12 protein-coding genes and 2 pseudogenes are annotated in these 14,015 nt (G+C 42.2%); 10 read left to right on the top strand and 4 right to left on the bottom strand.

The window, feature by feature from the left end:
- Positions 1-175, top strand: a pseudogene (locus CYK47_RS10265) (RNA-guided endonuclease InsQ/TnpB family protein); the annotation flags it as partial.
- Between the two features lie 684 nt (positions 176-859).
- Positions 860-1,036 (top strand): hypothetical protein, encoded by a 177-nt coding sequence (locus CYK47_RS15495; RefSeq protein WP_164709184.1) that lies wholly within the window; start codon positions 860-862, stop codon positions 1,034-1,036.
- A gap of 136 nt (positions 1,037-1,172) precedes the next feature.
- On the opposite strand, the gene CYK47_RS10260 is transcribed toward CYK47_RS15495, so the two are convergent.
- Positions 1,173-1,592 (bottom strand): MarR family winged helix-turn-helix transcriptional regulator, encoded by a 420-nt coding sequence (locus CYK47_RS10260; RefSeq protein WP_122901443.1) that lies wholly within the window; start codon positions 1,590-1,592, stop codon positions 1,173-1,175.
- Positions 1,593-1,753: 161 nt separating this feature from the next.
- On the opposite strand from CYK47_RS10260, the gene mhpT reads away from it, so the two are divergent.
- From mhpT to CYK47_RS10220, 8 genes are all read left to right on the top strand, one after another.
- Complete coding sequence (mhpT, locus tag CYK47_RS10255) at positions 1,754-2,959, top strand: 3-(3-hydroxy-phenyl)propionate transporter MhpT (RefSeq protein ID WP_122901441.1); 1,206 nt, start codon at positions 1,754-1,756, stop codon at positions 2,957-2,959.
- A 30-nt stretch (positions 2,960-2,989) separates the two neighbouring features.
- Positions 2,990-5,044, top strand: a complete 2,055-nt coding sequence (locus tag CYK47_RS10250; RefSeq protein ID WP_122901439.1) for a 3-hydroxyacyl-CoA dehydrogenase NAD-binding domain-containing protein — start codon at positions 2,990-2,992, stop codon at positions 5,042-5,044.
- A 76-nt stretch (positions 5,045-5,120) separates the two neighbouring features.
- Complete coding sequence (locus CYK47_RS10245) at positions 5,121-6,776, top strand: long-chain-fatty-acid--CoA ligase (RefSeq protein ID WP_122901437.1); 1,656 nt, start codon at positions 5,121-5,123, stop codon at positions 6,774-6,776.
- The gene (locus CYK47_RS10240) at positions 6,773-8,563 is read left to right on the top strand and encodes an acyl-CoA dehydrogenase (protein WP_122901435.1); all 1,791 of its coding nucleotides are present in this window, start codon (positions 6,773-6,775) and stop codon (positions 8,561-8,563) included. The genes CYK47_RS10245 and CYK47_RS10240 overlap by 4 nt, the downstream gene beginning before the upstream one ends.
- 10 nt (positions 8,564-8,573) lie before the next feature.
- Positions 8,574-8,975, top strand: coding sequence for a PaaI family thioesterase (locus CYK47_RS10235; protein WP_122901433.1), 402 nt, complete (start codon positions 8,574-8,576; stop codon positions 8,973-8,975).
- A 110-nt stretch (positions 8,976-9,085) separates the two neighbouring features.
- The gene (locus CYK47_RS10230) at positions 9,086-10,351 is read left to right on the top strand and encodes an OprD family outer membrane porin (RefSeq protein WP_122901431.1); all 1,266 of its coding nucleotides are present in this window, start codon (positions 9,086-9,088) and stop codon (positions 10,349-10,351) included.
- Between the two features lie 181 nt (positions 10,352-10,532).
- A complete protein-coding gene (locus CYK47_RS10225; RefSeq protein WP_164709183.1) occupies positions 10,533-10,844 on the top strand; it encodes a hypothetical protein in 312 nt (103 codons plus the stop codon).
- Between the two features lie 85 nt (positions 10,845-10,929).
- Positions 10,930-11,358 carry an I78 family peptidase inhibitor gene (locus tag CYK47_RS10220; RefSeq protein WP_122901427.1) on the top strand — a complete coding sequence of 143 codons (429 nt, stop codon included), beginning with the start codon at positions 10,930-10,932 and terminating at the stop codon, positions 11,356-11,358.
- Here CYK47_RS10220 and CYK47_RS10215 read toward each other — a convergent pair.
- The 3 genes and pseudogenes from CYK47_RS10215 to CYK47_RS10210 form a co-directional block, all read right to left on the bottom strand.
- Positions 11,355-12,784, bottom strand: a pseudogene (locus CYK47_RS10215) (aminotransferase-like domain-containing protein). The gene CYK47_RS10220 and the pseudogene CYK47_RS10215 sit on opposite strands and share 4 nt — an antisense overlap.
- Positions 12,785-12,820: 36 nt before the next feature.
- Positions 12,821-12,973, bottom strand: a complete 153-nt coding sequence (locus tag CYK47_RS15490) for a hypothetical protein (protein ID WP_164709182.1) — start codon at positions 12,971-12,973, stop codon at positions 12,821-12,823.
- 112 nt (positions 12,974-13,085) lie between these two features.
- Complete coding sequence (locus CYK47_RS10210) at positions 13,086-13,712, bottom strand: TetR/AcrR family transcriptional regulator (RefSeq protein ID WP_164709181.1); 627 nt, start codon at positions 13,710-13,712, stop codon at positions 13,086-13,088.
- Positions 13,713-14,015 lie beyond the last annotated feature (303 nt).

Below are 14,015 nucleotides of genomic sequence, written 5' to 3'. Positions count from 1 at the left end.
GCTCACTCAGGCGAAATTTAGCTGTGTAGAGTGTAGCTTTAGCGAGAATGCGGATATAAACGCTTCTCGTAATATTTTGGCGGTGGGACACACCGTTTTGTCTGTGGAGGGTGGATGCGGTAAAGGTTGCCTTGTGAAGCAGAAAGCAAGCGAAATCCGTGAGGAAGTCGCCTAAGAGCTTTTGCTTTTAGAATCCCTGAGAAACGAGTTTCGCAAGGAGCTAGTCGAAAGTGGTGGGAGTGTGTCAAAGCTGCATATATTAACTGTGAGGGATTATCACGAATCACTGTACTGTAGGATAAAACACACATACCATACATGATCGCAAGGAATGTTATTCATGTTGATGATCTAAAGCGTCAAGTTTTAAACAAAAATGTGATCAGGCAACACTACAGCCATAAGCAACTGACCAACAGCAATACAGTGAAAAATCAGGTTAAATGGCGCCAAAAGAATATTTTTATACGAAATTAGACTCAAATAGCACCGCTTATAAGTCTCCTAAGCAAAACTACGCTCAACCAGCGCGACATTTGCGTCTAAAAAAGAAAAACCTGCGCGATGAGCAAACAGGTCAATACAACGATATTTTTTGTTATTACAGCCCCAAATGACGCTAGGCTTAACCGACAGATTAAAGTGCTCAAATGACAAACAGATGAAACACTGTGTAAAACTAAGTAAATATCTCACATTAATTTGTAAGTGATGTAAAAGCCAATGTTTTGTATCAAAGGTTTAGCTCAAGCTGATTTACAAAGACGTAAACTGATACAGCTCATCACTGTGACTACAAAAAAAACTGGCTACATTAAGGAGGTCTTTTTTTTAAACAGTGCTACAGGAAGATCAGACTATGCTAAGACGTCAACAAAGTCGGACTAAACAAAGACAGCAACAGCAACAAGAAGTACAGCAGGCCTTTGCCTTGCAGCAATTAGAATTAGAACAGCAGCAACAGCAGCCGCAGCGTACCAACAGCTTACCGGCTCATCCTCGTGATCAGCAAGATAGCCTCAATAAACATCGCTAATTAACGCCATATCTTTAACCCAAAGTGTAAAACTTTGGGTTTTTTTACGGCCAAGCAATAAAAATTTAAATTTTTATACAATCTTTTTTAAGCGAAATTTGGTAGAAAATGCCAGTCATTTTATTTGAATTAGCTCTTAATGGCGATCACCTGGCCAAGGCATTTGTAAAATATTTCTTAAGGTCTCTACTTGTTCTTTACCTAAATGTTGCATCAGTTGTTGTTCAATATTTTGTAACTCTTGCATCGCCACCGCAGACATCTTACGACCTTTGGCAGTAAATTGTACTAACTTGACCCGTTTGTCTTGAGGGTTATCACAAAGCTCTAAAAATCCTGCATTTACTCCTTCAGTCACCAATTGGTGCACAGCTTGGCGTGAAACTTTTAATTGTCGTGCTAACACCGACATCGCCACTGCATCATTGCCTAAATAACTATATAAACGTGCTGTTGCTGGTGAAATATAACCATAACCATTTTTTTCGGCATGTTGCATTAAGGTTTCTTCAATCCATTCAAGGCGGCTACGCAGTAAAGTTCGTAGTGATTGCATGATCGTTTTTAGGTCTTAAAAGTACGCTTTATTTTATAACACTTGGTTATGTTTCTCTACGGGTGATTACGACTTTTTGCTAATAGGATGATTGTCAAGGTTGCTTGACAATAATTTCATGGTTGGCGAGGAAAGCAACCGTTTGCATTAAGGATAACAATATGACAACAACACAACATGAATCGGGGCGTAATGCGTTTATGACCATCGTGATCTGTTTCCTGATTGCGTTTATCGAGGGAATTGATTTGCAATCTGCAGGGGTTGCTGCAGCCGGTGTGCGTGAACACTTTGCTTTAGATACACAAAGTTTAGGTTTATTTTTTAGTGCTGCTATTCTAGGTTTATTACCGGGCGGGCTGATTGGTGGACGTTTAGGCGACCGTATGGGTCGTAAAAAGATTTTAATGATTGCCGTGGCTTTATTTGGCTTGTTTTCAATATTAACCGCATGGGTTACCAGCTTTAATGGCTTACTTTTTGCGCGTTTTATGACGGGTGTCGGTTTAGGTGCAGCATTGCCTAACCTTGTGGCACTGGCTTCTGAAGCAGTGGATGAAAAAGCCCGTGGCCGCGCCATTTCATTGATGTACTGTGGTATGCCGATTGGTGGTATTGCCGTATCTCTGCTGGCCAGTACTGCGATTGCCACAGATTGGAAAGTGATTTTCTATGTGGGTGGGGCACTCCCGTTATTGGTGCTTCCAATGATGTGGTGGTTCCTCCCTGAATCAAAAGCATTTTTGGCAGCCAAGCAAAATAATAGCCAGCAAGCAGCATTTAGCGAGCTGTGGAGTCAGCATTTCCGTGCGCCAACCTTACTGCTGTGGGTGGGTTACTTCTTCACCATGATGGTGGTGTACATGCTACTGAATTGGTTGCCATCGTTACTGATGGACTTAGGCTTCCAAAAGCAGCAAGCCACCTTAGTACAGATGTTCTTCTCCGTAGGTGCATTCATTGGCACGATTGGTCTGGGTATTTTAGTCGATCGCTGGAAAATGAAGAACGTGATTGTGCTGATGTATAGCGGCATTGTGCTCGGTTTAATTGCACTGAATACCTTTGAAAGTGTGTATGCGATGTACTTTGCTGGCGCGCTAGTGGGTTGTTTCACCATTGGTGGACAAATGGTGCTGTATGCCTTAGGCAGCCAAGTGTATCCAACACAAATGCGCGGTACGGGTGTCGGGACTGCGATGACTGTAGGACGTTTCGGTGCGATGGCAGGTCCTGCTGTGGCAGGTCAAGTGTTGGTCATGGGCAGTGGTGCAACCGGTGTCATTATGGCATCCATTCCGGGCATCATCATCGCGGCACTGCTTATTTTAATTTTACTCAATATGTTGCAAAAACGCGCAGCATAAATCATCAGTCAAGCAAAGAAGGGAATAAACATGAACGTACAGCAACAACAGTTTGGTTCAGTGGCTTGCATTGAGTTTGCAACGGATAAATTAAACGTGTTATCACATGCCTTACGTGAAGCATTGTATAGCGCGCTGACCCAAGCACTGAGTGATGAGAGCGTCACGAGTATCGTGTTGTATGGTGGTGAAAAGGCCTTTAGTGCAGGTGCAGACATTAGTGAGTTTACCCAAGGTACACATTTAACATTCCCTTCTTTACATGATTTGGTCAATTTAATTTCAGATGCGCCAAAGACGATTGTGGCAGCTGTCGCGGGTCAAGCCTTAGGTGGTGGTTTAGAGTTGGCTTTGGCGTGTCATGTACGTGTGATTGATGCTAAAGCCAAATTGGCGTTGCCTGAAGTGCATTTAGGTTTGTTGCCGGGCGCAGCAGGTACACAACTGTTACCACGTTACATTGGCGTGAGTGCAGCGCTCAATGCGATTAGCACAGGTAAGCCATTGAAATTGGCTGACCTCACGCAGACTCAATTGTTTGTTAGTTTAAGTCAAGCTCAAGTCAAACAAGATGCACTGGCTTGGGCAGAGGCCAATCCTCAGCCTGTAGTACATATTAAGCACACTCAAGTGGCAGATGCAGAAGCGGATGTATTGGTAGCAGCACGCGCGAAATTAGATAGCCAAGGTCCTGCGATTGTACAAACTGCAATTTTAGATGCGATTCAAGCGGCAACAGAACATGACTTTGCCCAAGGCTTTACCAAAGAACAGGCTTTATTCCAAGCCTTAACTGAAACGGATATCTCAAAAAGCTTACGTCATGCCTTCTTTGCAGAACGTATGGTGAAAAATGTACCTGGTTTAGACAACACAATAAGTGCTCAACATATTCAAAATGTTGCTGTCATTGGCGCAGGCACCATGGGCAGCGGGATTGCAATTTGTTTCTTAAAAGCAGGCTTTAACGTTACTTTAATTGAAACCCAGCAAGCTGGTTTGGATCGTGGTTTAGGCTTAATTGGGAAATATTTTAGCCAACAAGTTGAAAAAGGGCGTTTAAGCGCAGAAAAAGCCGCTGCCATTCAAACACAATTAAAGACTTCATTAGATTATGCTGATCTTGCCCATGTTGAATTGGCACTTGAAGCCGTATTTGAAGATTGGGATGTCAAAACTTCAGTCTTACAAAAGATGGATCAATACCTGCCACAAGGTGCTATTTTAGCCAGCAATACATCCACGCTTGATTTAAATCAATTGGCGCAAGTGACCAAACGTCCTGAAGCGGTGGTGGGTCTGCATTTCTTTAGTCCTGCGCAAGTGATGCCATTACTTGAAGTGGTACGTACAGCACATACTGATGATCAAACTTTATTGACAGCATTGAATTTAGGTAAGCTTTTAGGCAAAGTGGCTGTGGTTGCAGGCGTCTGTGACGGTTTCATTGGTAACCGTATGCTGAATGAATATTTACGTATTGCAGGTCTATTGATTGATGCCGGTGCATCACCGTATCAAATTGACCAAGCTTTAGAAAACTTTGGCATGGCGATGGGGCCATTCCGCATGTGTGATATGGCAGGTAACGATATTGGTTACCTGATTCGTAAACAACAGTTAAAAGCCAATCCAAATAAAAAATTCTCAGGGATTGCGGATTTACTGTGTGAGCAACAACGTTTTGGTCAAAAGACCCAAAAAGGTTGGTACGACTACAGCACAGGCAATCGCCGTGGGGAGATCGATCAGGACGTATTGGCTTTAATTGATGCGTATCGTCAACAACAACGTATTGTGCCACAGCAATTTAGCGATGCTGAAATTGTCGCGCGTTGTATTAATGCATTGGCTTTAGAAGGTTACCGTTTGCTTGAAGAAGGCATTGCCTTACGCGAATCAGATATTGATGTGGTGTATTTGGCCGGTTATGGCTTCCCACGTTGGCGCGGTGGCCCAATGTTCTTTGTTGGACAAAACCTGAATCAATTTCAACAGCAAGTGCACACATTTGCACAAGATACAGTGGGTGATGCAAGTTTTTGGCAACTTCCAAATATTTTAAGCCAAAAGCTGAGCGCTTAACTGCAGCACTTTTATAAAAATTCAAGCTTTACGCCTGTGACAGGAACGGTTACGGGCGACGCTCGAGGGTAAAATCATGAGTACACTACATTTACAACATTGGCCACGTCATTTATCCCATGGTTTGTCTTATCCACAAACCGGTGTATATGAACACTTAAGCACCAGTGCACAGCGTTATCCAAATAAAATTGCCGTCAATTATTATGGCAGCCAAGTCGATTACCACACCTTAAATACCCGTGTAGAACGCTTTGCGGGTTATTTAACTGAAAAATTGGCCGTGCAACCCGGTGATCGTGTGGTGCTGTGCATGCAAAATAGCGTGGCGTTTATGGTGGCTTACTATGCCATCTTACGTTGTGATGCTGTTGTAGTCCCTGTGAATCCAATGAACAAAACCTTGGAACTCGAATGGTACATCACGGACACCGAAAGCCGTGTGGCGATTGTAGGTTCAGAAATGGTGGCAGAGTTTAGTCCGCTGCTCGGTGAAACTGTACTCGAACATATGATTGCAGCACGTTATGGCGACGACATTTTTGCTGATACCAAATTTGCGATTCCAGAAACGGTAAAAAATGCACCTGCGATTACCGAAAGCCAATGCGTTGTGAACTTCCAAACGGCATTACAACATACTGCAATTGGTTATGTTGCACAGCGCCGTGGCGAAGACCTTGCGGTGATTTTATACACTTCAGGTACCACAGCACATCCGAAAGGTTGCATGCTCAGCCACCGTGCTTTGGTCGCGCAAATTAGCACACAAATTAATTGGAGCCCATGGAATAACACCGCCAAAGTGTTATCGGTGACGCCATTTTTCCATGTGACGGGCATGATCAATGCCATGTGTCTGCCGATTTACTTAGGTGCGACCACCTATTTAATGACGCGTTGGGATCGCGTATGTGCGGCTCAAGTGGTGGATTTATATGGTTTAACCCATTGGTGCTGTATTCCAACCATGGTGGTGGACTTATTGGCCTTGCCGAATGTGAATCAATATAACTTCCGTTCATTCATTTGTGTCTACGGTGGTGGTACAGGCATGCCACACGCCATTGCTCAAGATTTTGAAACCTTAACCGGAATTGAGTTTATTGAAGGCTGGGGCATGACTGAAATGACCGCAGGGGTACATCTGAACCCCTATGGTCGTGGCAAACGTCAATGTTTAGGCGTGCCGTTATTTGAAGTGGATAGCCGTGTCATTGATCCAGACACCGGTTTAGAGCTGGGTGTCCGTCAAACCGGTGAAATTATCTCACGCAGTCCATGTATGTTTAGTGGCTATTGGAAAAACCCACAAGCTACTAAAGATGCGCTGATTCAACATGATGGACATACCTTCTTTAAAACCGGTGATGTTGGTTATTTCGATGAAGAAGGTTACTTCTTTATGGCAGATCGCTTAAAACGCATGATTAATGTGTCTGGCTACAAAGTATGGCCGTCTGAAGTCGAAAGCATTTTATACAAAAACCAAAACGTATTTGAAAATTGCATTATCCCATGTAACAAAACCGAGCGTGGTGAAAGCGTGAAAGCTGTGGTGGTGTTAAAACCACATGCTGTGATCACGGAACAAGAATTGACAGATTGGTGCCGCGCCAATATGTCGGCTTACAAAGTACCCAAATTTGTAGAATTTGTGGATGAACTCCCAAAAACTGCAAGCGGAAAAATTAACTGGCGTTTACTACAAGACAAGGAACTCAGCGCATGAACAGCTACAAAGCCCCTTTAAATGATCTCAGCTTTATCTTTAATCATCTGTTAGATCAAAAACAATTGGCCGAGTTGCCAGGTCTTGAAGATTTAGGTGTAGAGCTGTATGAATCTGTATTGGATGAAGCTGGTAAATTTGCCACTAATGTCCTAGATCCAATTAATGCCAGCGGTGACCGCGAAGGCTTAAAAATTGCTGATGGTGTGGTCACCACACCAAAAGGCTTTAAAGAAGCCTATCAACAATACACCCAAGCGGGCTGGAACAATATTTCACTTGAGCCAGAATTTGGCGGTCAAGGTCTACCGTATATTCTATCTACGGCAGTCAATGAAATCATGATGGGTGCCAATAAATCCTTTGTGATGTGTTCGGGTTTAACCATTGGTGCGATTGAAGCGATCAGCCATGCAGCAAGCGCTGAACTGAAACAGAAATATTTACCAAAATTGGTGTCTGGTGAATGGGGCGGCACCATGAACTTGACTGAGCCGGGCGCAGGTTCAGACGTTGGTGCGTTAAAAACCAAAGCCATTGAACAAGCCGATGGCAGCTACCGTATTCATGGTCAAAAAATCTTTATCACCTTTGGTGAGCATGACTTAACCGATAACATCATTCACTTGGTATTGGCACGTCTTCCAGATGTACCAGCAGGTGTCCGCGGTATTTCACTGTTCTTAGTGCCTAAATTCTTGGTTAATGACGATGGTTCATTGGGTGAGCGCAACGATGTACGCTGCGTATCCATTGAACATAAACTCGGGATTCATGCCAGCCCAACCTGTGTCATGGCCTATGGCGATGACGAAGGTGCTTTAGGCTACTTAGTTGGTGAGAAAAACAAAGGTTTAGCGGCGATGTTCGTGATGATGAACATGGCACGTTTAACCGTGGGTATGGAAGGTGTGGCCTTAACTGAACGTTCGTACCAAGCAGCGCTTGATTATGCACGTGAACGTGTACAAGGTGCAGACGTCGCTACAGGTCAACAAGTGGCGATTATTGAACATGCCGATGTGCGTCGTCAGCTACTCAGCATGAAATCTAACGTAGAAGCGATGCGTGCCATTTCACTATTTATTGCCCAAGCCCAAGATATTAGTTTCCGCCATCCAGATGCACAAGTCCGTGCCTATAACCAAGGTTTAGTTGATTTACTGATTCCTGTATTTAAAGCATGGGCCACTGAAACGGCACTTAAAACCACCACCACAGGCATTCAAGTACACGGCGGTTTAGGCTTTATTGAAGAAACGGGTGTGGCACAATATTTACGTGATGCTGTGATTAGTGTGATTTACGAAGGTACGACAGCTATTCAAGCCGCTGACTTAGTCGGTCGTAAGATTGTTAAAGATCAAGGCAAAAACTTAGGCGTGTTGCTTGGTCTAATGAAAGAGACATTAGCTGAAGTACAAGCCAACGCAGAGCTTGCTGATATTGCCACTGAGTTTGGCAACGCAATTGAGCTCTTAGAGAGCCATAGCCAACTGATTGCACAGCAATTTATGCAATCAACTAAGGATGCATTATCAGTGTCGGTGCCGTATTTAATGCTCACTGGTATTGTCGTAGGGGCTTGGCAACATGCCAAAAGTGCAGTCAAAGCGGCTGAATTATTGGCACAGGCCCAAGGCAATGCCAACTTCTTAAAAGGTAAAGTCCAAACCGCACGTTTCTACCACACCATGGTGTTAGCTGAAATTTATGGTTTAGCACATAGCGTGAAACATGCGGGCAGTGCGGTAACAGACTTTAGCAATGACTACTTTGTAGATTAAGGAGCAGCGCATGAGCTTTGATGCCAATGCATTTATTGCACAGCTGATACCACCGCCAGTACATCGCTTCTTAGGTGGGCGTTTTGAACAGTTTGATGCTGATGAACTACGCTTAAAACTCAGCTACCAATCGCGGGCTGAATTTGCCAATCCTATGGGACACTTACAAGGTGGTTTACTCAGCGCCATGCTTGATGATGCGATGGGTTTATTTGCTCTCATTGGGCATGAAGGTCAGCCAGCAGCAACAGTCAATATGACGGTTAACTTCTTACGTCCAACCCAACTTAAGCAAGTAGATGTAGAGGTCTACTTTGTGCGCCGAGGTCGCAAGATTTCCAATCTTGAAGCGATTGCCACGCAAGACGGTAAAGAAGTTGCCAAAGTCTCAGGTGTGTTTACGGTGATCTAAGCCACAGCAGGATGTGGTGGCACAAGCCACATCCTTTCCTAATTATTCAATTGATTTGATCTTGCCAATCGCACGATCAATAGGACCATTTTGTCTTAAGGAAACAGACAATGAATACAAAAATATATGGATGCATATTTTTAGGGTTAATCAGTAGCTCAGCCTTGGCTGATTTTATTGAAGACAGCCAAGTGACGCTGACTGCGCGTAACTTCTATTTAGACCGTAACTATACTGCGCCAGATGTGACGCAACCTGCTGCCAAAGAATGGGCACAAGGCTTTATTCTAAGTGCTAAATCAGGCTTTACTGAAGGCCCGATCGGTTTAGGTGTCGATGTCTATGCCGGTACAGGGATTAAACTTTGGGGTGATAAAGAACATTCTTTTGGTACAGGTTTATTGCCTGTAAATAGACCGAGCCTAGAACCAACAGACAGTTATGGCGAAATTGGCGTGACTGCCAAAGCTAAAATCAGTGAAACTGAATTAAAAGCCGGTACGCTGTTTCCATTGAATCCGGTTTTGGTGGGTTCACCCGCCCGTTTATTGCCACAGACTTATCGTGGCATCGCGCTAGAATCGAAAGAACTAGACAAAGTTAAAATTGAAGCCGGTTATGTCGATCGCGTGAATCATCGTGATTCAACTAACTATGAAAAAATTCGTTTGTCTGCTGCCAATATGAAATATGCAGGGGTGGAAACCTCAGGTCTGCATTATATCGGCGGTTATTATTATTTACGTCCAGAAACCACATTTGCACTGTATCATGCCAATTTGCACGAAGTGTATGATCAATATACTTTTTGGGCGCGCAACACCTATAGCATTAATGAAGAGTGGAGTTTATACAACGACTTTCGCTATTTTAGAACCGTCGATTCAGGCGATAGTTTAGCCGGTCATATTGATAACCATCATGGCAATATCGTATTTGCTTTAAACAAAAATAACCATAAATTGAGTGTCGGTTATATCCATAACTCAGGCGATACTGGTTTTCCATATTTAAGTGGCGGTGAAGCCAATACTTATCTAGATGCATGGTCGACCGACTTTTTAAATCCCAATGAAAAAGCGTGGTCCGTACGTTATGACTATGACTTTAAAGAGCAAATCCCAGGCTTACGCTTAATGACACGTTATACCAAGGGTGATGACATTGAATTGGTAAATTTGGTGGGCGATGATCGTGAATTGGAAGAACGCAAGTTTGGGATTGAATTGTCTTATCAGTTACAACACACTGCGCTCAAAGGTTTGAATATCCGTTTACGTCATGAAGACTATAAAAACGACTTTGGCCCCAAAGCGACGTTTAAAACAGCCAAAGAACAACGTGTGAACATTGATTATACGTGGAAATTTAAATAACACAGGGCATTGGCTAACTATCAAGCCCTATTGTGATGAGATCAAGCGGCTGCATACAGATGAGAATGAACAGATTATTTGCTTAATTAATAGCCTGAGTGTTACTCTTTTATCCTAAGATTAGGTTAAGCTAGTGCGCATATGATCATCTGTTTATTTAAAATCTGTTATGCATATCTCATTGAATAAACGCAACAGTATACTTGCCTTCGCTGCTATCTTGAGTATGGGCTTGATGGCCTATCAATGTACGCGTGCCAATGCCAATCAGCAGCGGGTTGAATCCGTGATCTTAAATGATCAAAATATTTATGATGAATACGGCGAAATCGAAAAATATCATATCCAAAATGTGGTGGTTTCACTTGATCATAGTCAAAATGAGCTGTATCACTATGATTTATCAATCATTGGTGATAAAAAATCAGGCGAAATTGCCTTAGAGATGCAAAAAATTCCCGAGCAAGAGGGTTATCGTTATACGCTTCAATAAGCCCGTCAAAAAAATTAAAAATTTCGCAGCGAAATCATTGAGCTTAGGTTAAGATCAAGTTTTACAATAAAGCCAAGAGAATAACATGCAGAAAATTTTACTGTTATGCGGAATCAGTTTACTGCTAGGTGCATGTAGCAGTCATAGCCCATCTACACCTAAGCAAGCGTTGGGCATGGCCAATCCAGCGAGTGTTCATTGTCAGCAGCAAGGCGGTAAAAGCGTGATTCGTGAAACTGCGCAAGGGCAAGTCAGCGATTGTCATTTAGCTGATGGACGTGTGGTTGAAGAGTGGACCTTATTACGCAGTCAAAAAGACCAATGCCAAGCGCACTATGCTGCCAAATTGGTGGGTCAGAAAAACTTAAGCGAAGATGATATTAAAATTATGACGCAATCAGGTTCGGTGCGTATGCTTAAACCGAATCAGCCTGCCACCATGGATTATCGTAGTGACCGCGTGACAGTGGTTACAGACAGCAATAATCAGGTGATTCGAGCGACTTGCGGTTAATGCGCAGCGACGATATGTTCTTCAATCACTTGGATCATCAGTTCAAGCGCCTGTTGAAGCTCAGTATTCCAAGCAAAAGAACAATTTAAACGTAAACCTTGACGTGATTCAGAGAAAACACAAAACAAAGGGCTGGGCGCAATGGCAATCTTGCGCTCAATTAGAGTTTCATAAATACTCATACTGGCAATATTGGGTGGCAATTTAATCCACAAAAAATAGCCGCTATGGTAATAATAAATCTCACAGCCTTTGGGTAAATTTTGCTCTAAATATTTAAAAAACACCTTTTTTTGTTTTTCTAAATTCTTACGTAATTGGCGTAAATGTTTTTCATAATGATGTTTGCTAATAAATTCAACTAAGGCATTTTGTAATAAACTATTGGCAGAAATCGTACTCATGAGTTGTAAGTGCTGGATTTTTGCCGAAAAAGCGCCTGCATGTACCCAGCCTAAGCGAAAACTTGCCCCTAATGTTTTAGAAAAAGAGGAGCAATGTAAGACCCAATTGCCTTGATCAAAATATTTCATTGGCAGTGGACGGCTCTGTGAAAAATAGAGCTCTTCATAGACATCATCTTCAATTAAATAGACTTGATTAAATAGACTTGATACTCATGAATCAAGGCAGCAATTTTGGCCTTAATTTCATGATTGACATTAAAGCCAATGGGATTATGGCTATTGAGCATTAACCAACAGACTTTTATGGGATACTGCTGCAAAATTTGCTCAAAGGCGGTTAAGTCAAAGCCATAAATGGGATGCTCAGGTAAGGTAATCACTTTTAAACCTAAGCGTTCCGCTGCTTGCCAAGCGCCATAAAAAATATGTTGTTGTAAAATAATATAATCACCAGACTGCGCCACCGCCTGTAAGGCAAGATTTAAAGCATCTAAACAGCCAGAGGTGATGACGATATCATCCGCATGCGTAGCAACGCCGTGCATGTTATACCGCTGAGCAATCAGTTGGCGCAGTGCCAGTTTACCCGGGGGTAAACTTTCATGTTGATGGTAGCTGCTGGGCTCTCGCGCCAGTTGGGCCATAATTTGAATCAGTTTTTTGCTACTCACTAAACGATCATCAGGAAAAGCCGACCCTAGAGGCACAACAGTAGGTGCTTGTATTGATTTTAAATACTTAAAGACTAAAGAGTTAATCGATATATCTTGATGCAGTGCCACAGTGGTGTGTGGCAGCCTCAAATGATGTTTTTGTGGACTTACAAAATAACCGGACTTTTCTTTGGCATAAATCAAGCCTTGCGCTTCAAGACTTTGATAGGCATTCATTACGGTCATTAAGCTTAAGCCACTGTCTGCAGCTTGGTCACGTAAAGAAGGTAGCTTTTGATGAGCAGTAAAAGACTGATTTTTAATTAAAACCCGAATATTATGTGCGAGTTGTTCAGCTTTATACATGCTTCATCCAATCTTATCAGGTTGATCATTTTTGATTTAAAAACCCATATCGGCATTAATTGCAACCACTACACCAATGCAAAATAAGCTACAGTAAATAAAAAACCAAAGTAGCATACGCTTAAAGGCTTTATCGGAAATGGAGCTATCGGCATATTTAGGTGCTGGCTTTGAAGGGCGCTCTTGCATTCTTGATTCTCACAGTTAAATCAAAGGAAGAACTGTATTATGCAAAAGCACTTGTTCAAATATTAGATACAGAAAAAAGTAAAAAAACTATAACAGATTTGAGTAAAATTGATTAAAACTGACTAATCTGCTCAGGTTTTGGTACAGAATTTATGCATCTCAGTTGAAAGGCGTGACGATTATCTAAAATAAAATCCACACGTTGATTGATTAGCTCATCACTAATGGGTTGCTTTAGCAAGAAATAGTGGCTAAGTAGGGGACCAATAATTTCATTAAACACTAAATTTTGGTCGTAATCCTGAGGCCACTCACCACGCGCAATGGCATAACCAAATATCTTCTGACCAATTTGCATACGTTCCTGCCAAAGTTGCCAGGTCATGTGTTGTAGTTCAGGGGCTAATTGTGGATTAAAAGCCAGCATAATTAATGTTTTACCAATTTGACCTTGTAAAAAATTAGCAATTGAAGCCAACATATGGCGTAAATCTTGCCCTAAATTCCCAGTATTTACAGGTACCAATTGATTGTGAGCAAATTCGCTAATGGTATCCATGATTAATGCTTCGCGCGTGGGCCAACGTCGATAAATTGTGGTTTCATGTACATTCGCGCGAGCTGCAATTTGACTAATATTGAAGCCCATATAACCTTGTTCGATCAATTCAAATAATGCATGTTTGAGTACATCTTGACGGACGCGCGCACTACGACCACCCGTGCGCTTTTTAATCATTTTTGTTGGCATAATCAAAAAATAAGTATGAGGTATTATAAAATGATTGTACAAAACAATAGCAAAGAAATCTGTATTAAATGCAAGTGATTTTGCATTAAATTGCTATATAACTCTATACGAAAAAACGTTTATATATGATCGTCCTAGCTCCTGATTCATCGTTTTTTGCAAATCAACTTAAAAGAAATTAAAGATCAATTACATAAAGTGCTGAAAATTTAATCTAAGTGATACATTGACTCAGCTTGTTTACCGCTAAGGTAAAGCAGGATGATATGACCAATATCATATTTATCTCTC

Source organism: Acinetobacter sp. B51(2017) (genome assembly GCF_003711395.1).
GTDB lineage: Bacteria > Pseudomonadota > Gammaproteobacteria > Pseudomonadales > Moraxellaceae > Acinetobacter.
The sequence above is the reverse complement of the archived record's forward strand: the minus strand, read 5'-3'. Positions and strand labels throughout refer to the sequence as shown.